Source organism: Janthinobacterium sp. B9-8 (genome assembly GCF_000969645.2).
Lineage (GTDB): Bacteria > Pseudomonadota > Gammaproteobacteria > Burkholderiales > Chitinibacteraceae > Iodobacter.
This window is the reverse complement of sequence record NZ_CP014222.1, coordinates 1,094,200-1,116,921: the sequence shown is the minus strand read 5'-3', so window position 1 is coordinate 1,116,921 and position 22,722 is coordinate 1,094,200. Positions and strand designations below refer to the sequence as shown.

The window sequence follows — 22,722 nt, the reverse complement described above, 5'->3', positions numbered from 1 at the left end:
GCATTAGTTCGACCCATCAGGGGCAGATTCTTGAGCAAGCCAGGTTTTAGCATCATCAGCATCCGTAAACATGCCAATTTCTGCATCTGTAAATAGACGACTAATCCATGCAGACCAAGTCACCCATTGATCAGAACTCACGACGGCCACACGCTGGAATATTTTCCCGTGTGCACGGACAAACTTAATTTCTTCTAAAGCCATGTCAAGCGTATAGCTCAGCATTTCGTGTAAATCAAATAGCAATGCCACAGGACCATGAAATTCAGACTGATAAAGAACAGCCTGTTCAAATTCGCGATAATCCTGCAAGGTAAATTCACCAAAAACTGCAGTCTGGATATAATCATTTTCATGTGAAATGCTAATCATCACGAACTCCCTTATAGGTAAACTTACGAATACAGAGCAAACCTAAAACAATTTCTTCCTCTTAGTTTACTGAGCTTTCACCTACCCCGACAAGGATTACATCTATTTTAATAATTTATACCATCTATTCGCATACATGCTTGCGCTTCACATTTATTTTATACACAAACGCACTGTGTTTTTCTCGAACACGCTATTAAATAGTTACACGCCAAATTAGGCTGATTTTAGTATAGGCAATTTATAATATTCATTATCAGAATTCGATAATACAAGTAAAAATAATGCGCTTTAAGCCATCATCCTATTTATAGCTTTTGCAAATCAATCAGTAACTGACGGGTATGTAAAGGGCTATCGCCTAAAATAGCAGCAAACGCTTGTCTCATCAGTAGCTTTCCTTGCACAGCCACACTGGCATAATCCCCTTCTGCAAACGCAAGTAAGGCTTTGCCATCGTATTGAGGCAAATGCGCCTGCACAGGGATAACGCCCATCGTCGGGTCAAAACTATAGCGCTGCGCTGCTTCTACAGGCCGATCCGCACAATACCGCCAATCTGCGCCATAGCCCATTTCATCCAGCAAAATACGCTCAAACTCACGCAAGACAGGCTCTACACCTGCACCATCGGCAGGCAAGTGCGATAACGCTCTGATTGCCTCAAAATAACTGGCAAAAAGCATGGCATGCGGTTCATCACGGGGTAAAAGACGCAGGAGAAGCTCATTAAGATAAAAGCCGCAGAGCAGAGGCAAACCAGTGAGCTGTGGAATTCCTCCCTGCCAATCTGCAGAGTGCAGAGTTTTGAGCTCCCCCACACCGAACCAGGATAAAAGCACAGGCTGAAAGCTCAGTAAAATACTACGAAGCTGCGAGCCGGGGCGTTGAGCACCCCGGGCCACCATCATGACTCGGCCATGATCCCGGCTAAACACATCAAGCAGGCGGCTGGTTTCTTTGTAAGGGTACTGATGCAGTACAAAGGCCGCCTGAATATCAATGCGTTGCTTAGGTCTTGCCACGGATTTTATTCGTAGCCGTACTGGCGAACGAGACGAGTATCATCCGCCCAGCCGCTTTTTACTTTAACCCAAACTTCTAAAAACACTTTGGCGTCAAAGAGTTTTTCCATATCCTGCCGTGCTTCGGTGGCGATACGTTTTAGCTTTTCACCATTCTGGCCGATCAGCATGGCTTTTTGCCCATCCCTATCCACCAATACAGCGGCATGAATGCGGCGCAACTCGCGGCCATCTCTGGTTTCGCCATCTTCGAACTTCTCGATTTCTACCGTCATCGAATAAGGCAACTCTTCACCCATCAGGCGGAAAATCTTTTCACGAATGATTTCTGCAGCCAAAAAACGCTCATTGCGATCGGTCACTTGATCTACATCGTATAAAGGTACAGATTTTGGCAAAAGTGGCTCTACCACTTTCAGCAGAACATCAACGCTGAGGTTTTTTTGTGCAGAAATCGGCACGATAGCGTGAAATTTAAAACGCTCATTCATCGCTTCGATAAAGGGGAACATTTCATTTTTATCTTTTAGCTCGTCAATTTTATTGAGCACTAAAAGCACAGGGCGATTATCCGGCAGCAGCTTTAAGACTTCCTCGTCTGCCGCGCTAAAATAACCTGCTTCAATCACGTATAAAATCACATCCACATCAGCCAGCGTGCTGGTCACGCTACGGTTCATGGCTTGATTTAAAGCATTCTGATACTTGGTTTGAAAGCCGGGCGTATCTACAAATACAAATTGCGCAGTTTCAGAACTATGCACACCGGTAATGCGGTGACGCGTCGTCTGTGCTTTACGCGATGTAATGCTGATCTTTTGCCCAATCAATTGATTCAGCAGCGTTGATTTACCCACATTCGGGCGGCCCACAATGGCCACAAAGCCACAACGAAAATCGTTTGCTTCGTTTTGAAGTTCTATCTCGCTCATGAGCGTTTACCTTTAGCTGCTAATAGTGCAGCGTGTTTACTTTTTAGCGGGAATTTATCCTGCAAAATGGTGAGAGCTGATTCAGCAGCTAGTTGCTCAGCAGCGCGGCGACTTGTGCCAACGCCTTTGGTGAGTAATTTAACTTCTACAATGCAACAGCTCACTTCAAAAATTTGATCGGGTGATTCGCCATCCTGCCTAAGAATAGTGTACGCCGGCAGCGTATAGCGGCGGGCTTGCAACCACTCTTGCAAGCTGGTCTTGGCATCTTTTGCACCAAGCAGCGGATCAATGGCAGCGATTCTGGAGGCAAATAGAGCTTCAACCACAGCAGCCACTGCATCAAAACCACCATCTAACCAGATAGCACCCAAAATAGCCTCTAGTGCGTCGGCTAAAATAGAGGGGCGGCGATGCCCCCCGCTTTTAAGCTCACCCTCACCCAGCCAGATAAAATCACCTAAATTAAGCTCAGTGGCAATGCTGGCCAAAGCCTCTTGCCGCACTAAGCTGGCCCTTAAGCGTGATAAGTCGCCCTCGGGTAATTTAGGGAAAGTTTGATACAAAGCACGTGCAATCAGCGAATTTAAAATGCCATCGCCAATAAACTCTAAACGCTCATTATGTGTAGATGAAAAACTACGATGCGTTAAAGCCTGCTTAAAGAGTTTGGGCTCTTTAAAAGAATAAGAGAGCACCCTTAAAAGGCGCTCTGGGGGAAGAACAACACTCACGACTAATTACCCGCAGCTTGCTGCGTATTCGATTTTTGGATTTCAAAAGCGAACAACAGACTCATATTTCCCACAACCGGAACAACCCGCTCGTAGCTTAAACTGATCGTCGTACCACTGCTTACTTGAGTCACTTGCAATTCAGAAGCACTGATATCACGAATATTATCAACCGACGCCTGCCGCATAAAACCTTCTTTAATTGCAGCAGGTGGCTGCGCGCCATACTCTTTCACAGTGCGCTCAATTGCTTTTTTAACTGTAAAATATTCCACATAAGTAGGAACGACTTTAAGCACTGTAATTGCAGCAACCACTAAAACAATAGAGAGCATTAAAAACGTACCGAAAGACAAACCACGCTGGCGATTAAGCATTATTGATTTCCTTTAGCGAATTGAGGTGCCAACGCGCCCCAAATCCTTAAAATTAAGCCATACAAGAAAAGCTTTACCCACTACATATTTATCCGGAACAAAGCCCCAATAACGCCCATCAGCACTATGATCGCGATTATCACCCATCATAAAGAAATTGCCTTCTGGCACTTTGCAGCTAAAGCCTTCTTCATCATAGCGGCAATTTTCTCTATATGGAAAATCGCGTACTTCACCCAAATTAACCGAAGGCACATCGGCCATCGCTAAAGTTGAATAATCGTGCTTGCCCAACTTTTCATTGTATTGCTTATTGTTAATCAGGTAAGTGCCCTGCTCAACGTATTCATGATCCGGCATATCAGTCGTGGGTACAGCCTGGCCATTCACAGTTAATTTCTTATTACGATATTCAACGGTGTCCCCCGGCAAACCAATCACTCGCTTAATATAATTAAGCGATGGGTTTTCCGGGTAATTAAATACCATCACATCGCCGTGCTCTGGCTTGCCCACGGGAATCATCACATTATTAATAACGGGCGTGCGCAAACCATAAGCGAATTTATTCACCAGAATAAAATCGCCAACCACTAGACCAGGGCGCATTGAGCTAGATGGGATTTGAAATGGCTCTACAAGGAATGAGCGCAATACAAAAACAGCCAACAGAACAGGAAAGAAACCACGGCCATATTCAACCCAATCCGCCACTGGCTTTTCGCCGCGCTTCTTTCCCCAGACAAACCGATCCAGACCCCAGATCACTCCCGTCACCAATACAAAAATCAGCATTGCCGCAGAGATAGAACAATATTGCACCAAGACAATAAATAGCCCCATCACCACACAAAGATAGCCGTACTGCACTAAAGAAGGTGGCTCACTGCCTTTACGTTCATGCTTGGCACCTATTGCCACCAGCACCGGCCCTAAAATGACGAAAACAATTCCGAGAAACAACCAGTTCATCCGTTTTCCTTTTTAAAATACGTATTACTTATCGCTCACTTGCAAGATCGCAAGGAAGGCTTCTTGTGGGATTTCAACGTTGCCGACTTGCTTCATGCGCTTCTTACCCGCTTTTTGCTTGTCGAGCAGTTTACGCTTACGCGAAACGTCGCCACCATAACATTTTGCCAATACATCTTTACGCGTGGCTTTGACCGTTTCACGCGCCACAATCTGGCTACCAATCGCAGCTTGAATCGCCACGTCATACATTTGACGCGGAATCAGCTCGCGCATTTTAGCGACCAGCTCACGGCCGCGATACTGGCTACTGCTGCGGTGAATAATCAAGCTTAAAGCATCTACTCGCTCGCTATTGACCAAGACATCGAGCTTAATCAAATCGGCCACTTGGAATTCTTTAAAATCGTAATCCAAGGACGCATAGCCACGGCTAACTGACTTCAAACGATCAAAGAAATCCATCACCACTTCTGCCATCGGCAGATCGTAGCTCAGCATCACCTGACGGCCCATATATTGCATATTGCGTTGATTACCGCGCTTTTGATTACACAGCGTCATCACCGCGCCCACATAATCATGCGGCACTAAGATGGTGGCGGTAATAATCGGCTCACGAATTTCTTCGTACTTTGAAGGATCCGGCAGTTTAGACGGATTTTCTACATGCACCACTTCGCCCGATTTGAGTAGCAACTCATACACCACCGTCGGCGCAGTGGTAATCAGATCCATATCAAATTCGCGCTCTAAGCGCTCTTGCACGATTTCTAAGTGCAATAAGCCTAAGAAGCCACAACGAAAACCAAAACCTAGCGCTTGCGAAACTTCAGGCTCGTAATGCAAAGACGCATCGTTTAGCTTCAGTTTTTCTAAAGCATCACGCAGCTTTTCGTAATCATGGCCTTCGATCGGGTATAAACCCGCGAACACCTGTGATTTTACTTCTTTAAAACCAGGCAAAGGCTCAGTAGCAGGCTCTTTGGCCGTGGTAATGGTATCCCCAACCTTTGCATTGGAGATTTCTTTAATCCCCGCAATAATAAAGCCCACTTCACCCGCTTTCAGCACGGTTCTTTGCACTGTTTTAGGCGTGAATACACCGACTTGTTCGCAAAGATGCTGCGACTTATTCGACATAAACATGATTTTTTCTTTCGGGCTAATCTGGCCATCGACCACACGCACCAACATCACCACGCCAACGTAGTTATCAAACCACGAGTCAATGATCAGGGCTTTTAGCGGCCCCGTTGGATTACCTTTAGGCGGCGGCACCTTAACAATCAGCGATTCCAGAATATCTTCAATACCAATGCCGCTTTTGGCAGAAGCATGCACTGCATCTGTCGCTTCAATCCCGATGATGTCTTCAATTTCTTGAATTACACGCTCAGGATCGGCCGCAGGCAAGTCGATTTTATTTAAAACCGCCACCACCTCCACACCTTGCTCCAGCGCGGTATAGCAGTTAGCCACCGTTTGCGCTTCAACACCTTGCGAGGCATCAACCACCAGCAGCGCACCTTCGCAGGCAGCCAAGGAACGGCTGACTTCATACGAGAAGTCAACGTGTCCGGGGGTGTCGATCAGATTAAGATTATAAATCTCACCATTACGGGCTTTGTAGCTTAGCGCAGCAGTCTGCGCCTTAATCGTGATACCACGCTCTTTTTCGATATCCATCGAGTCGAGCACTTGCGCGCTCATCTCGCGCAGCTCTAAGCCGCCGCAGAATTGGATAAAGCGATCAGCCAGCGTGCTTTTGCCGTGATCGATGTGAGCGATGATCGAGAAATTACGAATATGATCCATTGGCCTGCCAGATATTTCACGAAAAAGGGGTACGCGATCGTACCCCAAATATTAATTTTGACTGATTTTAACGGAAATTAGCAATATAGGCATCAAGAGCCGCTTGATCGAGGTGGTAATGGCAAATTTCTACCCCGTCCGAGCCAGCTAAAACGGGCACCCACTCACCATATTTTTCTTCTAAATGGTCGATATCTTCGATATCAATCCACTCCAACTCAAAACCCGCAGCCTGCGCCTGCTGCTGCAGAAGATCTCGCATCACCAGGCACAAACCGCAATATTCCCTACCGTATAGCTTAAGCTGAATCATTTAGCAGGTGCACGCAAAGTAAGGAACATTGAGGCATCCCCTCGAATCACGCGCAAAGCCGTTGCTTCATTGGGCTTTAATGAGGTCAGCGCTTGCTTGAGCTGATTTAAGCTGGCTAGTTCCTGATTGGCGACGCCCACAATCAAATCACCGCCTTGTAAACCTGCTTTAGCAGCCGAGCCACGCGCTGCCTGCACCAGCACAGCAAACTTCAAGCCCATCGCTTTCAGCTGTGCGGCATCGACCGCCTGCAAGGACAAACCGAAGCGGCCCCCTTCATCATTTTGATTACCACGATACTCGCGCTCTGCTGTAGTGCGATCAGATTGCTCAAGCACGCCGATTGTTACACTCACATCACGCAAAGTTTTATCACGCCAGATTTGCACGGGGACTTTAGTGCCCGGGCGCACTGATGCCACAAACTTAGGCAAATCGCTAGCAGTGCTAATAGCCTGACCATTAAATTTAAGAATCACATCCCCCGGCTTCAGACCCGCCTTATCTGCGGGGCCGTCTTTCTCTACACTAGCCAGCAAGGTGCCATTAATTTTGCTCAGGCCAAAGCTCTTGGCCAGATCGTCATTCAACTCTTGAATCGCCACACCAATACGGCCCCGTGTGACTTTGCCAGTGGCTTTCAGCTCATCTGCAACCTTCATCACCACATCAACCGGTATCGAGAACGATAAGCCCATAAAGCCACCCGAGCGGCTATAAATTTGCGAGTTAATCCCTACCACTTCACCAGCCATATTAAACAATGGACCGCCTGAATTACCGGGGTTAATCGCTACATCAGTTTGAATAAAGGGCACAAAGGTTTCATCGGGCAGACTGCGACCCTTCGCTGAAACAATCCCGGCAGTCACCGTATTTTCAAAGCCAAAAGGTGAACCAATCGCCACCACCCACTCACCCACTTTCAGCTTATTCGCATCCCCTAGCGCAACTTTAGGCAGGCCAGTGGCTTCAATTTTGAGTAAGGCCACATCAGTGCGGGCATCTACACCAATCACCTTGGCTTTAAAAGTGCGCTTATCCGTTAACTTAACGGTAATTTCATCGGCCTGAGCAATCACATGCGCATTGGTCAGAATATAGCCATCCGATGCCATGATAAAGCCTGAACCGAGCGACTGCGCCTGGCGCTCTCGCGGCTGCTGGCCGTTACGCGGCAACATCCGCGGCACAGGGAAACCAAAGCGGCGAAAAATATCCATGCCATCTTCGTCGCCCATTTGCTGCGGCTGCTCTTTGATGGTGGAGGTGGTAGAAATATTCACTACCGCCCGGCCTTCTTTTTCGACCAGCTGGGTAAAATCAGGCAAATTTGAAGCGGCCGAAACAGAGGCGGAAACAAAGCCCAAAGTTAAACATATCAGTAATTTTTTCATCATGGTTTACGTTTCATCTGACAAGGACTAAGAAACGGCGAGTCTTTAGAAGCAGAAGCCTGACTCGCCACAATGACTGGTTCGGCAGATGCCGCCAGCTGGTGCTGCTGTTTCAGCAGCACAAAACCCATTACAAAGCCTAAAAAACCGCCCAATACGGAATACTCAGCATTTTGTGGTGCAAACCACTGGCCTAAAGCGGCCCCTGCAATCAGCAAAAGGAGCGGCACACCATAAGCCCATACCGCACTTTTTAACAGCATATGTTCTTCCACCGATACGGTAACCCAGTCCCCAACCTGAGAGGACAAAGGGCTTTGAACCCGAAACCCTTCTTGCGCCTGTGCAAATAAGCGGCTGACTGCTGCCGCCTTGCAACCTGTTTCAGGATCACACTGGCCACAAGGCGTATGGGGTTTGATTTTTACCCATGCGTGTTTACCATCCAGCTGCACAACCTGAGCTTGAGTTTCAATCATTTGGGGTCACGAACGGGGATTAAAAGCATGGGCAAATGTTTTAACTGTTTCGGCAGGCACTTCACCTAAAACCGTCACCATTTTGCCTTGAACTTGTCGCACATACATATGCATCGCGCCTTGATGAGACGCACCCTCTCTGGACTCGGCGACAGAGGGCTCTAAAAAGACCGATACCGTCACTAAGCCATCACTATAAAGATGCTGCACCACCGGCATTTCTTTGCCAATCAAAGTGCGTTGCACGCTCTTCATAAAGCGAAAACCACGAGGCAAATGCTCAATTTTCCATGCAGGCTCAATCGGCGCGCTTGCCACTCCCTGATTAGATTCAATCACCACAGCACGCAGCGGATTAACCGGCGTTAATAAAGCCCGATCAACCTTGCCAAAGACCAGCGCAGAAAACACAAACAGCTCGCCCGGCAATGAAGAAGGCCCAAGGCGCTCAGACTTCAATATTAAGCCACTGTCTGTATGCATCCATAAGCGCAAGGGAAAGCGATAAACGTCTCTGGGCTCAAGCTCGTACATCTGTGCGTTTAAACCTGCAACCCGCTCCATTCCTACTTTTTTAAGCTTGTAATTAAGGAGTACCGAATCCGCGTTTTCTGGCAAATGCTGCGGAAATAATTTAGAGCTAAAGCGCCGGTCTAAAGAAATGGGACGCTTAGAAGGCAGGTAAATACTAACTTGAGCGCCCTTGCGAAAATACTCACGACGAGGGCCGTCCAGCGATTCTCGTCGCTCAATTTCTACGTTTTCACTCCCCACATGCACAATCCGGAATGTTTCCGTTGAATCGCCATGCTGGTGAGTAAATAAACCCTGAAAATCATTCTGTTTTGCCGCTGCCGACATCCGGTTTAACACAATAGCGGCATCGGCGTTGTTCATCTCTGAAGCCGCCAAAGCGCCTACCGGCAAAAACAAACTCATGCACAGCACAAAAGGCTTTAATCTATCCCGCAAGTCGCCCATTTAGCGCGTATTCTCCGTGGCAAAATCTGCATAGACAATATCGCGCTCAGCCAGAACATTGCCAGATTCCTGGCTATGCGCAGCCAGATAAGCACGCACAGCTGGCGGCTTATCAAGCGACTTCACGTTTTGCACCGCAACCATAGCCGGTGCAGTATTAAACGTTGTATTAGATTGCCATGCTGCCACGCCCACAAAGGCAATTGATGCGGCTGCAGTCAAAGGAATCAGCAGTTTTTTCATGACTGAGCTACGTTTAAGACGCTGTGGGGCCACCACCGTAGGCTCAGCCGCCAGCCGCGCAGAAAAACGCTGCATAAACTGAGGGGACAACAGGGGATGCTCTTGCAAGTGATCACTCACCTGATGCCAATCATACCAATCATTATTGAGTGCAGGCACTCGTTTCATTTCAGCAAGCAAGGCATCAACATCAGCCACATCAAGCTCGCCATCCATGAAGGCGGAAAGTTTTTCTTTCATCACATTACCCTCTCATATCCTTTGAAGCTTACCAGCGCTTATCTTTTCCAACGACATCTAATATGGGCCTGAGCTTGTTTGCAATGGCCTCACGAGCGCGGAAAATCCGAGAACGCACCGTACCTATTGGGCAATTCATCACTGCGGCAATATCTTCATAACTTAAACCATCCATTTCACGCAGCGTAATCGCGGTCCGTAATTCGGAGGGCAGCTCATCAACCACTGCATTCACTGTAGAGACAATCTGGCGGTTAGAGAGTTCAGTTTCAGGCGTGTGGTAATCCGGTATTTGTGCAGCCGCATCCAGCGACTCACCTTCTTCATCTTCATAAATGCTGGCAAGCTGAGGACGGCGACCCAAAGTCGCCAGGTGGTTTTTAGCCGTATTAATCGCAATGCGATAAAGCCAAGTATAAAAAGCACTTTCGCCACGAAAAGATGGCAAGGCACGATAAGCCTTGATAAACGACTCTTGAGACACGTCCTCGATCTCGGACTGATCGCGAATCAGCCGCGACAAAAGACGTGCGACACGCCGCTGGTATTTTACCACCAACAGTTCAAAGGCTCGCTTATCTCCCGCCTGAGCCCGTAGAACAAGCTCCTGATCGATATCACGATCGCTTCGCTGAATCAAAGATGTCTCCAAAAGATATTTACCCTTACATGGGGTTGCCCATGATTTTTATCAAGTCAGCCCATACAAAAGCTGACAGATTTGGCTTTATACACGGCGAAGACGCTCTGGCGTCTGTTAATATTCCATTTTTATGGCAATGGAACACCGGCGATGCGGGAATTTGATGCACTAATCATTGGCAGTGGCCTTGGCGGAATGACCATGGCCTTGCACTTAGCTGACCATATCCAAGTGGGCCTCATTACCAAACGCGAGCTGCGGGACGGCGGCAGCGGCTGGGCACAGGGCGGCATTGCCGCAGTACTGGATGGCACCGATAGTGTAGAGCTGCATATTCGTGACACCCATGTTGCAGGTGCTGGCCTGTGCGATCACGACAGCACGCGCTTTATTGTAGAGCACTCCAAAGAAGCGATCGACTGGCTGATTCAAATGGGCGTGCCTTTCACTAAAGACACCGAAGGCGACAGCGCTTATCAGGGCTACCATCTCACCCGCGAAGGCGGACACAGCCACCGGCGCATTATCCATGCTGCCGATGCCACCGGCGCAGCGGTAATCGACACGCTGGCGCATAAAGTAGCAGCCCACCCCAATATCACCGTGCTTGAATCGCATATTGCCGTTGATTTAATCACCGACCAAAAGCTAGGCCGCGAAGGGAAACACTGCTACGGCGCCTATGTTTATGATAAAGAAACCGACCGCGTAGAAACCATCGTGGCCAAATCCACCGTGCTCGCCAGTGGCGGCGCAGGCAAGGTCTATCTTTACACCACCAACCCCGATGTAGCGACTGGCGACGGCATTGCTATGGGCTGGCGTGCAGGTTGCCGCGTAGCCAATATGGAATTCATCCAATTTCACCCCACCTGCCTTTACCATCCGCACGCTAAATCATTTTTAATTACCGAAGCCGTGCGCGGCGAAGGCGGCATATTAAGATTGCCTGACGGCACCCGCTTTATGCCCCAGCACGACGAACGTGCCGAGCTGGCCCCGCGCGATATCGTGGCCCGCGCCATCGACTTTGAAATGAAAAAAGGTGGCTTTGACTGCGTTTATCTGGATATCTCCTATAAACCCGCCGCCTTTATTAAAGAACACTTCCCCAATATCTACCTGCGCTGCCTGGAGCTAGGCATCGACATCACCAAAGAACCCATCCCCGTTGTACCGGCTGCGCACTACACCTGCGGCGGCGTAGTCAGCGATATGGCGGGCCGCACCGACGTTGCCAGCCTCTATGCCGTAGGCGAAGTCGCCTGCACCGGCCTGCACGGTGCCAATCGGCTGGCATCCAACTCCTTACTGGAATGCATGGTGCTCGGCAAAGCCGCCGCCACTGACATCTTACAAACCCCCGCAAGCGATCGCCCCAACATCCCCGAATGGGACGAAAGCCAAGTCACCGACCCCGACGAAGAAGTAGTGATCTCGCACAACTGGGATGAATTACGCCGCTTTATGTGGGATTACGTCGGCATTGTGCGCACCAACAAACGCCTGGAGCGCGCCCTGCACCGCATCGAATTGCTGCAACATGAAATCGACGATTACTACAGCAACTTCCGCGTCTCTAACGACTTAATTGAGCTGCGTAATCTAGTGCAATCTGCCGAGCTCATCGTGCGCTGCGCCATGGATAGAAAAGAAAGCCGCGGCCTGCACTACAGCCGAGATTACCCTGGCATGTTAAGCGAAGCCAAAAGCACCATCCTTAGCCCCGATTAAATGTACTGATTTAAAGAACTCAAAACCCCGCAAGCTGCGGGGTTTTGGGCTCCTAGCGAGTAGATGATCTATTGACCTTAAGTAAACGACAAACAACTACTTTTTAAGCGCTCCACTCTAGCCCATCACCCAGCCTGCATCGCATGCAATCGCGCATAATAACCATCCGGTTTTTGCAATAACTCGTGATGCGGCCCCTCCTCTACAATCTGCCCTCTATCCATCGCCACAATCCGATGCGCATCCCGCCACCTCACACACAAAATCATCTGCATCTATAAGTTTGTTATTGCCCCATGAGCACCAGCCATTCCCTCAATATGTCCAGTCCACTTAACAACACAAGAATACTCACAACAAGCTCCAAATTAAAAATTAATTATTAAAAATATAAAAATACAAAATAAAGCCCTAAGCCAGCTAGAGATTAAATATCTAGAAAATGGCAGTTGACGCAATCTAACCATAACTAAAAAAACCAACAAAGGAGAAAACAGCAACAACACCATAGACTTACCTACATCTAACGACTCTCTCAGTGGAAATATGTTGGTAGAGCTCCAAACATCAATAAAACATAAGAAAGAAAAAACACAAGTTAACAGCCATGCACAGCCGTCAGCGGAGCGCAGAGTCTCTTTTAAAACTTTGCATAAATTATTCTTTTTATTCATCAAAATGTTTATAGCTTACCAACAAAAAAAACAAATAGTAATACAACTGATATTTTAGTTTTAATCATATACAAACCCACATAATATATACCATCAAATTTTCATACTTCCACATATCATTGAAAATACAACCTTCACCTTTCCCACTAATTTTACGAAACATTATCCATTAACCGTACCAAAATGTATTCAATAATCTTGCACTACCCTGTTTTAATTCACACAGTGATCGCCATGCCCAGCGGCAGCTTTAACGATTTACTGTCAATATTCAGTTTATACTTTTAATGTAATTTTAACCTGATAAATCAGCCCTAATTTCCCATCGGGCACCACCTCAAAAGAGACGTTTTTCATGAAAACCAAAAACAGAATCATGAGGGTAACCTCCATACATGGTAATCCTGTAATAATTAATTATAAATAACCATCTCTCAGACAAAAGACTATAAGAAAGTTTATGAAACAACACCAATATAAATATAAAAAACACCAATATAAATATAAAAAACACCTTTATATTTTTTGACATACCTAATTACCCCAGCCTTAAACTAAAAAACCCCGCATTAGCGGGGTTTTTTTCATCCAATACTCAGCAAACTTAAGACTTTGGTTGAATATCAAATTCAAATTTCAGTGTTTTCTTGCTGCTGGCATTTTTTGGATCGGCGTATTGAACCTCTTTTAAATGCATACGAGCAAAGCTGTTGCCTTCTGCGGAGCGAATCATGGTTGCTGCATCCGAGTTGGCTTTTAACATATGTGCCGCTGCCAAGCCGGCTTTAGTGGCCTCAGCATCATTGCCGTAATAGGTATACCAACCATAATCTAAAACAGGGTAATTGCCTTTAGCGGACGGACTAAGGGGGGATGCATTTTTATCGCTCAGCCATTTTGGCTTTGCTGGTAATAAATCTGTTGCCGTTAATAGTGCACGGGTTTGTGCCAGATTATTTGTATCGGCAAATTTAGCAGCAATGGCTTTGCCCTCTGCGGTATAAAAGCCGTCCGGTGTTTTAGCCAATAAGCCGCCCAGCGGTTTGCCTGCTACGCTGCTATTTAGCTTCATGCTATTGCGATTAAATGCGATATGCCATGTACCGGTTTCTGTTGACACTGCATTTTTTGCTAAATCAAAATACACCCAGCCTTTAGATGCATCTAGCGTTGCGCTTAATTCATTATTGCTTGTGCGATCTACCCAGCGAATCGAAGGAAAACCAGAAACCGCACCGCCTGTGCCGCCGTAATAGCCTGTCACTTGCAAAGCAAACTGTTTAGCCGCCGGGTTGGTGGTGTCTTCAGAAATCAGGAACACTTTAAAGTTAGGGCTCAGCTTATGATCCCCGGCTAAATCATATTCAAAAGCAGCCGATTTAATCGGGTTTGTGCCGGTAAATACCCCTTCGGCAAAGTCTTTGATATAGGAATTTGCATCCAGAGCGCCGCTGACAGGATCAGCCATTCCATTCAGCCATTTTTTTAAATCGACCCATTTGGCGTCAAGAGGGCTAGCCACAGCGCCACCTTTACCTGCACCACTAGTGCCGCTATTAGTAAAGAAACTGGGAATACGCCCATCATCTTTTGCTTTAACGTCCCAAGTATCGCTTGTACAATCTGCCGCTTTTTGAGTATCGATATCAAAACACAACTCTCCGCCTGCTTTAGCCTCAAATGCCACATCCCATGTTGCGGTTTTAGTAAATCCAGAAACAGGAGTTGGCGCTGGAGTGGGTGTTGGAGCCGGCGTTGGCGCAACGGTTGCATCATCACTGCCCCCGCATGCGCTCAGCAATAAAGTCATGGCAAATAAACTACCGCTTAATACTAAAGATGGCTTCATCATCATTTTTTAAACTCCTCTATTAACTGCCCCAGGCAAAACGGCTGCCCATATAAATAAAACGCCCTGAAATGGGACCAAAATCATTTGGATTACTGAAATCACGCTGCGTATCTTGCACATTATCAATACCGATATATGCTGTTATGTTTTTATTAATTTTTTGATTAAATTTAATATCGGTCGTCATCCATGCATCAGAATGAGCATTCTTTGCAGAGTCGATTAATTCAGCGCTTTGATAACGGCTGCGTAAAGTAAAGGTGCTTCCTGCTAACACTTCCCAATCCAAACCAAAGCGCGCCATGTTTTCCGGGCGACGAGTAAGCGCTTTGCCACTATCCAGATCTTTGCTCAGACTATAGGTATAAGAAGTATTTATATTTAATTGATCTGATACACGCCAATCCAATGCTGTTTCTATACCGCGTGTTTCAGTACGCGCTATATTCTTATAAGTAAACTTCGAAACACCATTACTTGTTACTGCATTTATTTCATCAACCTGGATTAAGTCTTTAACCTGATTGAAATAGGCATTGATATCCAGTGAAACTTTTCTGGATAAAGCAAGATTGCCACCCAATTGCCAGCTATTGGAGGATTCTGGTTTTAAATTCGGATTGCCCAATACCATATAGCCCAGCGAGCTATGATCAAATAGGAAATGTCGCTCTTTTAAATTAGGAACGCGATAGCCTTGACCAAAGCTGCCACGCAGCACTCCCTTCCAATCGCCGCTTTCCCATACATTGCCGCGTAGCGCAATTTTAGGCGCGGCATGCATGCCAAAATCAGAATCATCTTGCACGCGTAAGCCCAGCACAACTTCCCAATCATCTCCGAAAAAAATATCGTTCTGCACAAACAGCTCGCGGCTTTCTTTACTTACCTTTTTTGAGCCTAAAAACTCAGATACGCCATTCACGCTTTGGCTAACATTCTCTTTGCGCCAATCCACCCCAAACTGCCAAAGCTGGCTATACCAGGCAGGCAAATCGACCTGTGCCGTCAGATGATTTAAATGCTGCTCGAAACGGCGCACCGACATCAAATCACCCAGAGAATATTCTTTTCCTTCGCTGTCATAAACTTCATCAAGCAGCTGCGCCTGCACCCGCATGCCATTAGCGAAGCTTGTTTTAGCCCCGGCCACAAAGCGATCACGGGCAATGCCTTCGGTTTTTTCTTGTGCGAGCAATCTGGGTGGCACATAGCGCTGATAGCGCTGCACATCGTCTTCACGATAGTGGCTTCCTTCTACCCATAGCTCATCACCCGCCTGAGGCAGCCAGCTTAGTTTTGCCCCATATTGCTGGCGTTTAGAGGCATCGCCCTGACGAGACCAGTTTTCTGGTTTAGCCCCAAAGCCGGCATCATCCAGCACATCGCCACTCAAACGCGCCCGCCAGTGCTCGCTGCCGCCTTCTAGCTGAAACTGACCGTGCTTGAGGCCCGCATCCCAGAATTTTCCAGAATCATTTTGCGCACCATAGCTACCCAAGCTGGCGTCAGCGCTGCCAGAAAAACCGGGCTTTACCCGGCGCGTAATCACATTAATCACTCCACCCATCGCCGAGCTGCCGTATTGCGCCGATGCCGCTCCCTTAATCACTTCGATATGGTCGACTTCTGAAAGCAAATACTGGCTTAAATTCACCGTAGAGCTAGTGCTGGCGGCAATTGGCAGACCATCAATCAACACCAGAACCTGATCGCTGCTTAAGCCTTGTAAAGACAGCTCATAGCCCGATTTACCGTGCACTTCTCTGAGCTGCAAGCCGGGGATATTTTCGATCGCATCTTTTAAAGTGCGGGCGTGGGTTTTTTCTATTTCTGCACGGCTGATCACCTCGGTGCGCACCGGCGTATCGTCCACCCGCCTTTCGCTGCGCGTTGCGGTCACCACAACGGTATCCAGCGTGACATCGGCCATAGCAAACGAGGAGGTCAGCAGCAATAATAGTGCCGTTTTTTTAATGTGATAAGGCGGCTGGGTAACAAGCGAAGAGTAAGACACGGCGTCCATTACATGGGAATGTATTAATGATAATCATTATCATACTCATCTGTATTTATTGTCAATGCCATTTAATTAATCAAGTAAAAACACGCTAACAAATATGAAAAAACCAATAAAAAAGAGCAAGCCATCCAACGATGCCTTGCTCTTTTTTAATCTACGGATAAGCCCAAAATACAAGCAGCGTATTGCGCCCCAACTAATCTTGCGTCTGTCGCGACTGCAGTGCCGGCCATTGCCAAAGCAGCCAACCCCGCCACTGGCGCAAGCTTTCGGCAGGTGCGCTATCTGGCCAGATCACTAAATCAATGGGCCGGGCATCGCCGATCAGATGCAGCACAATCAAGCCGCCTATCACCCTACTAGAGGGCAATAAAGCCAGATCAATTTCTTTGCCATCAGCAAACGTCAACCTGATTGATCCATCCGCCAAGGCCATCACATAAGATGGCACAGGCGGTTTCAGGTATACGCTACGGTACAAAGAAAAGGCCACCACAAGTGTGATGACCCAAAGCCAAGGGCTAAACAGACAAGCAAACGCCGCGCAGGCATGGCTTAAATACAGCCAGCGCCTCTCCCATAAAGAGGGTGCAAGCACCAGCGGCGCGGGGCTCATTCGGTGATTTGAATACTGCCTGATACATTAACCGTTAAACGGCTTTCGCCTGATTCAATCGGCGCATCAGCAGCCCTGCCCATCTCCATTGCACCACTACTTTTCATCATCATGATAGGTTGCGGACGATAACCACCTGCCGTATTGACATTCACATTAATCATTTTCCAACCCTTGCCCGCAAAGCCTTTTTGGATCAGCGCGGCACGGCGTTTAAAGTCTTGTAAGCCTTCTTCAATCAAAACCTCTTCAGCTTTAGAGCGCGCGCCTTCTGAAACACCATAGCTGACATTTGCCAATTGCATTGGTAAGCCACCCGCAATTGGCTGTTGCAGCTGAGCCAGCAATTTAGACAGTACCGCAAAATCGCGCGAGGACACACGCAATTCGCCCCGGCTGCGCCAGCCTTCTTGCTTATTCGTTTTGCCATACAGCGGATAGGTTGCATAACCCGTGCCGCCATTTTGTACTGCAGCTTGGGCTTTCACTAGCTTAATCGCGGCAGCAAGCGTTTGATTGATTTTATCGCTCAGACGCGCAGGATCGGTATCGGTCAGCTCAACAAACAAAACAGCACTCGCTAGATCATTCGCCACTTCACGTGAAGCGCTGGCTTCCAGATTCACCACATTAAACATCGGGGTATCGCTGGCTGCCATTGCTGACGTCATGGCAGTCATCATGACCGCTGAAAGAAGATATTTCATCACACATCCTTATAATCACGGCTTACGAAAATAATCTTTTGACAATAGTTTAATTAAAATAAACACGAAAGCTATAAGTAAAAAGTACCACTTGTTCATGCCTGCCACAGCGCAAAATCAAACTTTTCATGATGATATTTCTAGCGAGTTAAGCACACTAAATTACAAAAAATCCACGAACTTCTTTCATTTTTCATCATCTGATCTACTCGCAGTGCGCTATTTCTGGCTAGATCAGCAGAAATTATTGTCATTTTAAATACAATTGCAAAATAAAAGGGCGATAATCCGCCCCTTTATTGAACCGAGTACGTTAAAGTACCTAGATACTAGTGATAGCCATGATCAGTAGGTGTGTTGTGGATATCTTCCGCAACCGCGTCCATGACGCCTAAATGCACTTCAACATCAAACCATTCCCAAAATGTTTTGAGATTGCGTTTTTCTGGCCAGTGCTGCTCTTCAGCCACCCAAGAGGCAAGCTCCATTTCGAATAATTTTTCAGCAATTTCATCAATAAAAGCGATGCCATCCTCAGTTTCATTCGCCTCTGGAATCAGAATAGAGGTACAGTCACAACGAACTTCATCCAAAGTCAGCTGGATGTCATTTCCTGGCAACTTATTGAGCCAATCGAGAAAAGGTTGCCGTGGCTTAATAATAGCAACCGAGCGATCGACGATAAACATGCAGAACTCCTTGGTTAAAAGTATATCTTTACCGCAGTGCGGCATTTAGGCACAAGGTTAGCACGGCGAGTGCTACGCTGTATTTTCAACGGCAAATATTCTGCCCATTTTGATAAGTATCATGAATCAAACATCTGATCCCCGTCCCCGTAAGAAAGTAAGCTGGCGTGCCGCGATTGTGGCATCCCCAAGCGCCTCGCCCATCTATGGCATTGCCATTGAAGTAGCGGAAAACAAGCTGATTATACTGGCAGACAAAGAAGTCAAAGCGGGCATGACTTGCCATATCTACCTCGATATCCCCGGCTCTTTAGTCAAGCAATACGTTGATTTTACAGGCAATATCAGTTGCACTTCCCTTATCGGCCAAATCAGCATGTTCCGCCATATTGTGCAAATTAAAGAAATAAACGCAACGCAGCGTGAAAACCTGATGAAAGCACTCAAAACCAACTAAACAAATACGGCCAGCACTTGGGCGCACCCCGGAAAACGATCAAGCTGCTCATCGCAGCTTGATCTGTCTACCTTATAGCGGCTTTTTGCCGCTCTTCTTGCGATCCACAACATCAAGCCCTGTAGGGGTTATCACCTTAACCACGGCAGCCGTGGGTTTAACCTTGGCTGCACGCGGTTTTCTTGCAGCAGGGCTTGCTGTGGCAGAAGCCGCTTGCTCCGCAATTGGCTTGGCCGCTGCAACACGCGGTTTAGCCGCTGGCTTATTCACCACTGGTTTAGCAGCATTGGCTGCTGCAACAGGCTTAACGGCAGGTGCACGCGGTTTTTTTACCGTGCGCTTTGCCACAGCATCAACGACCCGGGGCTGATCAGCCACTACAGCCTTAGGCTTAGCCACCTTGGGAAGCACGGCTTTCTTTACACTCTCGGCAGCTGACTGAGGAAGTACTGCATCTGGTTTTTTAACAGCAGCAGTGCGCTTTCTTGGGCTAGGCGGCTTAGGTTTGGCAGGCGCAACCGGAGCAACTTCAGTCACACGTGGCTTGGCATGTGTCTTGGCTTGGCCACCACGCGGCGCAGGGCTGCGCGGAGGCGCATTACGACGGCCCGGCGGCGTTGCCACTTGATCGCCCCAAGTGGCTTTTTCTTCAACCAGCATAAAATCAATTTTGCTGGTTTCTAAAGAAACGCGTGCCACTTTGATTTTAACCCGGCCAGTCATCCGATAAACCTGACCTGTACGCTCGCCTTTCAGCTCTTTACGCACCTCATCAAAGTGGAAGTAATCCGCTCCCAACTCAGAAATATGCACCAAGCCTTCTACAAACACATTATCCAGCAATACAAAAATACCAAAACCAGTGACTGCAGAAATAACGCCTTCGAATTCTTCACCCACCTTATCTTGCATGTAATAACACTTCAGCCAGTTTTGCACATCACGGCTGGCATCGTCCGCACGGCGTTCCGTCATTGAACACTGCGTGCCCAAGGCTTCCCATTTCATTTCTGGCGTATACTTTTGCCCAGCCAGAATCGCCTTAATGGCGCGATGCACCAATAAATCCGGGTAGCGGCGAATAGGCGAAGTAAAGTGGGTATAAGCATCGTAAGACAAACCGAAATGCCCTTTATTATCGGGACTATAAACGGCTTGCGAAAGCGATCTGAGCAGCATGGTTTGCAAGAGTGGCGCATCGTCCCGCAGCTTGATTTTCTCCAGCAGAACCGCATAATCGCCCGCCGTTGGCTCATCATCTCCATCGAGAGATAAACCCACGCTCTTAATATAAGTACGCAAATTCTCTAGTTTTTCTGGTGTAGGGCCTTCATGTACCCGGTAAACACACTCATGTTCTTTTTTCAGTAGAATATCTGCAGCACACACATTGGCGGCCAGCATGCATTCTTCAATCAGCTTATGCGCATCATTACGAACAACCGGCACGATTTCGCTGATTTTGCCTTTTCCGTCAAAACGCATTTCAGTTTCAATGGTTTCAAAATCAATCGCACCGCGCAGCGCACGGGCAGCAGAAAATGCTTTAAACAAAGCATAAAGCGTGTCGATCTGCGGCAATACATGCTGATATTGCTGAGCGATTTCACCCTCAGGATGCTGCACCATATCCCATACTTTGGTGTAAGTCAGGCGCGCTTTTGAATGCATCACAGCCGGATAGAAACGATATTTTTTAATCTCGCCCTTGGCCGTAATTTGCATATCGCACACCATACACAGGCGCTCTACATCCGGCATTAAAGAGCAAATGCCATTAGATAATGCTTCTGGCAACATCGGGATCACCCGGCGCGGAAAATAAACCGAATTACCACGCTCAATCGCCCCCACATCCAGCGCATCACCCGGCAAGACATAATGGCTTACATCGGCAATCGCCACGATTAAGCGCCAGCCTTTGCCTTTTTTCTCTGCATAAACGGCATCATCAAAATCTTTAGCCGTTTCACCGTCGATGGTCACTAGCGGCAAATCGCGTAAATCTTCACGCTCTACCGTGCCCAGCACTTTCTTCCAATCTTTTTTGCGCACTTTAGAGGGGGTTTCTTCCCCTTGCAAAATCGCTGCTTCAGAAAATTCATGGGGTAAATTGTGCTTACGCAGGGCAATCTCAATTTCCATGCCCGGATCGGCATAATTACCCAGCACCTGAATCACCCTGCCTACAGGCTGTGAATAACGTGAAGGCTGGCTGACCAGTTCAACCATCACCACCTGCCCTGATTCCGCCCCCATAGTGCCGTTTGGCTCCAGCAGGATTTCGTGACTAATCCGTTTATCTTCTGCGGTAACGGTGTAAACACCGTGCTCACCATGCAAGCGGCCCACTAACTTACTCGTCGCCCTCACCAACACTTCAACAATGCTGCCTTCACGACGACCACGGCGATCCAGTCCCATCGGGCGCACCAGCACACGATCGCCATGCAAAACTTTATTCATTTCCTTAGGGCCAAGGTAGAGATCGCTACTGCCATCATCCGGCACCAAAAAGCCAAATCCATCGGTATGGCCTTGCACCCGTCCAGGTAAAAGATCGAGCTTATCAGGCAGGCATAATGCGCCTTTGCGATTAATCATCACCTGCCCTTCACGCTCCATCGCGGCCATGCGGCGATGAAACTGTGTTTCTTCCTCGGGCAAAATGGCCAGGGTGCTCATTAATTCATCAACAAAAATCGGTGCGCCGTGCTCACTCAGCACTTGCAGCACAAATTCTCGGGAAGGAAGTGGAAATTCGTAACGTTCGCGTTCGCGCTCAAGAAATGGGTCTGACGCGCGTATGCCTTTGATTTTTTTGGAACGGCCGCTCATTGTCGAGGCCTCCTGATTTGGAATAGTGGAAATTCTTAAAGATTTCTTCGGTATATTTCTTGACATGGTGTCTGCTTTTAACAATAATCGCCTCCTCTTAAGTGAGGCGCAGCAACATTCTAACGCTTTTAGAGCGCCCAGGTGGCGGAATTGGTAGACGCGCATGGTTCAGGTCCATGTGCCTTCGGGTGTGGAGGTTCGAGTCCTCTCCTGGGCACCACGTTCTAAAAGTTGCTTTAATGATTTGCAGCAAAAGCAGTAAACGAAGTTTGAATTAGCCACTTTTGAAATATGTAATTGCATTGCCCAGATGGCGGAATTGGTAGACGCGCATGGTTCAGGTCCATGTGCCTTCGGGTGTGGAGGTTCGAGTCCTCTTCTGGGTACCATAGTAAATGAAGCTTGACCTCAAAAAGTCAGCTACAAAAAAGTAAGTTTGCAATAGATTTTAAATGGTTGGCGTATTGCCCAGATGGCGGAATTGGTAGACGCGCATGGTTCAGGTCCATGTGCCTTCGGGTGTGGAGGTTCGAGTCCTCTTCTGGGTACCATAGTAGATGAAGCTTGACTTCAAAAAAGTTGCTACAAAAAAGTAAGTTTGCAATA

22 protein-coding genes and 3 tRNA genes are annotated in these 22,722 nt (G+C 47.6%); 6 read left to right on the top strand and 19 right to left on the bottom strand.

Annotated features, from left to right (window positions below; translation table 11 throughout):
- Positions 1–3 precede the first annotated feature (3 nt).
- From VN23_RS04960 to rpoE, 13 genes are all read right to left on the bottom strand, one after another.
- Positions 4–372, bottom strand: coding sequence for an STAS/SEC14 domain-containing protein (locus VN23_RS04960; RefSeq protein ID WP_046349937.1), 369 nt, complete (start codon positions 370–372; stop codon positions 4–6).
- Positions 373–680: 308 nt separating this feature from the next.
- Positions 681–1,397 carry a DNA repair protein RecO gene (gene recO, locus VN23_RS04955; RefSeq protein WP_046349936.1) on the bottom strand — a complete coding sequence of 239 codons (717 nt, stop codon included), beginning with the start codon at positions 1,395–1,397 and terminating at the stop codon, positions 681–683.
- 5 nt (positions 1,398–1,402) lie between these two features.
- Positions 1,403–2,329: a GTPase Era gene (gene era / locus VN23_RS04950; RefSeq protein WP_046349935.1), complete on the bottom strand. Its 927-nt coding sequence runs from the start codon at positions 2,327–2,329 to the stop codon at positions 1,403–1,405.
- Entirely contained in the window at positions 2,326–3,063 is a 738-nt protein-coding gene (gene rnc / locus VN23_RS04945; protein ID WP_046349934.1) for a ribonuclease III, read from the bottom strand. Before rnc ends, era begins: the two co-directional genes overlap by 4 nt.
- 2 nt (positions 3,064–3,065) lie before the next feature.
- Positions 3,066–3,440, bottom strand: coding sequence for a DUF4845 domain-containing protein (locus VN23_RS04940; protein ID WP_046349933.1), 375 nt, complete (start codon positions 3,438–3,440; stop codon positions 3,066–3,068).
- 12 nt (positions 3,441–3,452) lie between these two features.
- Positions 3,453–4,247, bottom strand: coding sequence for a signal peptidase I (gene lepB / locus VN23_RS04935; RefSeq protein WP_442905447.1), 795 nt, complete (start codon positions 4,245–4,247; stop codon positions 3,453–3,455).
- A gap of 189 nt (positions 4,248–4,436) precedes the next feature.
- Entirely contained in the window at positions 4,437–6,230 is a 1,794-nt protein-coding gene (lepA, locus tag VN23_RS04930) for a translation elongation factor 4 (RefSeq protein WP_046349932.1), read from the bottom strand.
- Between the two features lie 67 nt (positions 6,231–6,297).
- Positions 6,298–6,543 (bottom strand): glutaredoxin family protein, encoded by a 246-nt coding sequence (locus VN23_RS04925; protein WP_197433020.1) that lies wholly within the window; start codon positions 6,541–6,543, stop codon positions 6,298–6,300.
- On the bottom strand, positions 6,540–7,943 hold the full coding sequence (locus VN23_RS04920) for a DegQ family serine endoprotease (protein ID WP_197433019.1): 1,404 nt from the start codon (positions 7,941–7,943) through the stop codon (positions 6,540–6,542). The genes VN23_RS04925 and VN23_RS04920 overlap by 4 nt, the downstream gene beginning before the upstream one ends.
- Positions 7,940–8,419 (bottom strand): SoxR reducing system RseC family protein, encoded by a 480-nt coding sequence (locus VN23_RS04915; RefSeq protein WP_046349931.1) that lies wholly within the window; start codon positions 8,417–8,419, stop codon positions 7,940–7,942. Before VN23_RS04915 ends, VN23_RS04920 begins: the two co-directional genes overlap by 4 nt.
- A gap of 6 nt (positions 8,420–8,425) precedes the next feature.
- On the bottom strand, positions 8,426–9,400 hold the full coding sequence (locus VN23_RS04910; RefSeq protein WP_046349930.1) for a MucB/RseB C-terminal domain-containing protein: 975 nt from the start codon (positions 9,398–9,400) through the stop codon (positions 8,426–8,428).
- Complete coding sequence (locus VN23_RS04905; protein WP_052746359.1) at positions 9,401–9,883, bottom strand: sigma-E factor negative regulatory protein; 483 nt, start codon at positions 9,881–9,883, stop codon at positions 9,401–9,403.
- A gap of 28 nt (positions 9,884–9,911) precedes the next feature.
- Positions 9,912–10,520 carry an RNA polymerase sigma factor RpoE gene (gene rpoE, locus VN23_RS04900; RefSeq protein ID WP_046350178.1) on the bottom strand — a complete coding sequence of 203 codons (609 nt, stop codon included), beginning with the start codon at positions 10,518–10,520 and terminating at the stop codon, positions 9,912–9,914.
- Positions 10,521–10,525: 5 nt separating this feature from the next.
- Between rpoE and VN23_RS21700 the strand changes: the two genes are divergently transcribed.
- Both VN23_RS21700 and nadB read left to right on the top strand, forming a co-directional pair.
- Positions 10,526–10,690: a hypothetical protein gene (locus VN23_RS21700; protein WP_156455118.1), complete on the top strand. Its 165-nt coding sequence runs from the start codon at positions 10,526–10,528 to the stop codon at positions 10,688–10,690.
- The gene (gene nadB / locus VN23_RS04895) at positions 10,677–12,260 is read left to right on the top strand and encodes an L-aspartate oxidase (protein WP_046349929.1); all 1,584 of its coding nucleotides are present in this window, start codon (positions 10,677–10,679) and stop codon (positions 12,258–12,260) included. Before VN23_RS21700 ends, nadB begins: the two co-directional genes overlap by 14 nt.
- A gap of 1,278 nt (positions 12,261–13,538) precedes the next feature.
- Here nadB and VN23_RS04885 read toward each other — a convergent pair.
- From VN23_RS04885 to VN23_RS04865, 5 genes are all read right to left on the bottom strand, one after another.
- Complete coding sequence (locus VN23_RS04885; RefSeq protein ID WP_052746358.1) at positions 13,539–14,789, bottom strand: HmuY family protein; 1,251 nt, start codon at positions 14,787–14,789, stop codon at positions 13,539–13,541.
- 16 nt (positions 14,790–14,805) lie between these two features.
- The gene (locus tag VN23_RS04880; protein ID WP_231743349.1) at positions 14,806–16,803 is read right to left on the bottom strand and encodes a TonB-dependent receptor plug domain-containing protein; all 1,998 of its coding nucleotides are present in this window, start codon (positions 16,801–16,803) and stop codon (positions 14,806–14,808) included.
- Positions 16,804–17,005: 202 nt separating this feature from the next.
- Positions 17,006–17,425 (bottom strand): protein YgfX, encoded by a 420-nt coding sequence (locus VN23_RS04875; protein ID WP_062654824.1) that lies wholly within the window; start codon positions 17,423–17,425, stop codon positions 17,006–17,008.
- Complete coding sequence (locus VN23_RS04870; protein ID WP_046349926.1) at positions 17,422–18,132, bottom strand: SIMPL domain-containing protein; 711 nt, start codon at positions 18,130–18,132, stop codon at positions 17,422–17,424. The genes VN23_RS04875 and VN23_RS04870 overlap by 4 nt, the downstream gene beginning before the upstream one ends.
- Before the next feature lie 329 nt (positions 18,133–18,461).
- Entirely contained in the window at positions 18,462–18,821 is a 360-nt protein-coding gene (locus VN23_RS04865; RefSeq protein WP_046349925.1) for a hypothetical protein, read from the bottom strand.
- A gap of 121 nt (positions 18,822–18,942) precedes the next feature.
- Here VN23_RS04865 and VN23_RS04860 point away from each other — a divergent pair, with 121 nt between their 5' ends.
- Positions 18,943–19,278, top strand: coding sequence for a hypothetical protein (locus VN23_RS04860; RefSeq protein ID WP_046349924.1), 336 nt, complete (start codon positions 18,943–18,945; stop codon positions 19,276–19,278).
- A 72-nt stretch (positions 19,279–19,350) separates the two neighbouring features.
- Here VN23_RS04860 and rnr read toward each other — a convergent pair whose 3' ends face one another.
- Entirely contained in the window at positions 19,351–22,116 is a 2,766-nt protein-coding gene (gene rnr / locus VN23_RS04855) for a ribonuclease R (RefSeq protein WP_082752593.1), read from the bottom strand.
- A gap of 135 nt (positions 22,117–22,251) precedes the next feature.
- Here rnr and VN23_RS04850 point away from each other — a divergent pair.
- The 3 genes from VN23_RS04850 to VN23_RS04840 all read left to right on the top strand — a co-directional run bounded on the left by VN23_RS04850 (position 22,252) and on the right by VN23_RS04840 (position 22,667).
- Positions 22,252–22,336 (top strand) — tRNA-Leu (locus VN23_RS04850).
- Between the two features lie 84 nt (positions 22,337–22,420).
- Positions 22,421–22,505 (top strand) — tRNA-Leu (locus tag VN23_RS04845).
- Positions 22,506–22,582: 77 nt separating this feature from the next.
- Positions 22,583–22,667: transfer RNA gene (locus VN23_RS04840), tRNA-Leu, on the top strand.
- Positions 22,668–22,722 lie beyond the last annotated feature (55 nt).

What these genes read in the sequence shown, in the direction of transcription:
- VN23_RS04960 (WP_046349937.1), bottom strand. Translation starts at nt 372, where the DNA reads ATGATTAGCATTTCACATGAAAATGATTATATCCAGACTGCAGTTTTT.
- era (WP_046349935.1), bottom strand. Translation starts at nt 2,329, where the DNA reads ATGAGCGAGATAGAACTTCAAAACGAAGCAAACGATTTTCGTTGTGGC.
- VN23_RS04940 (WP_046349933.1), bottom strand. Translation starts at nt 3,440, where the DNA reads ATGCTTAATCGCCAGCGTGGTTTGTCTTTCGGTACGTTTTTAATGCTC.
- lepA (WP_046349932.1), bottom strand. Translation starts at nt 6,230, where the DNA reads ATGGATCATATTCGTAATTTCTCGATCATCGCTCACATCGATCACGGC.
- VN23_RS04925 (WP_197433020.1), bottom strand. Translation starts at nt 6,543, where the DNA reads ATGATTCAGCTTAAGCTATACGGTAGGGAATATTGCGGTTTGTGCCTG.
- VN23_RS04920 (WP_197433019.1), bottom strand. Translation starts at nt 7,943, where the DNA reads ATGATGAAAAAATTACTGATATGTTTAACTTTGGGCTTTGTTTCCGCC.
- VN23_RS04915 (WP_046349931.1), bottom strand. Translation starts at nt 8,419, where the DNA reads ATGATTGAAACTCAAGCTCAGGTTGTGCAGCTGGATGGTAAACACGCA.
- VN23_RS04910 (WP_046349930.1), bottom strand. Translation starts at nt 9,400, where the DNA reads ATGGGCGACTTGCGGGATAGATTAAAGCCTTTTGTGCTGTGCATGAGT.
- VN23_RS04905 (WP_052746359.1), bottom strand. Translation starts at nt 9,883, where the DNA reads ATGAAAGAAAAACTTTCCGCCTTCATGGATGGCGAGCTTGATGTGGCT.
- VN23_RS21700 (WP_156455118.1), top strand. Translation starts at nt 10,526, where the DNA reads ATGTCTCCAAAAGATATTTACCCTTACATGGGGTTGCCCATGATTTTT.
- nadB (WP_046349929.1), top strand. Translation starts at nt 10,677, where the DNA reads ATGCGGGAATTTGATGCACTAATCATTGGCAGTGGCCTTGGCGGAATG.
- VN23_RS04885 (WP_052746358.1), bottom strand. Translation starts at nt 14,789, where the DNA reads ATGATGATGAAGCCATCTTTAGTATTAAGCGGTAGTTTATTTGCCATG.
- VN23_RS04875 (WP_062654824.1), bottom strand. Translation starts at nt 17,425, where the DNA reads ATGAGCCCCGCGCCGCTGGTGCTTGCACCCTCTTTATGGGAGAGGCGC.
- VN23_RS04870 (WP_046349926.1), bottom strand. Translation starts at nt 18,132, where the DNA reads ATGAAATATCTTCTTTCAGCGGTCATGATGACTGCCATGACGTCAGCA.
- VN23_RS04865 (WP_046349925.1), bottom strand. Translation starts at nt 18,821, where the DNA reads ATGTTTATCGTCGATCGCTCGGTTGCTATTATTAAGCCACGGCAACCT.
- VN23_RS04860 (WP_046349924.1), top strand. Translation starts at nt 18,943, where the DNA reads ATGAATCAAACATCTGATCCCCGTCCCCGTAAGAAAGTAAGCTGGCGT.
- rnr (WP_082752593.1), bottom strand. Translation starts at nt 22,116, where the DNA reads ATGAGCGGCCGTTCCAAAAAAATCAAAGGCATACGCGCGTCAGACCCA.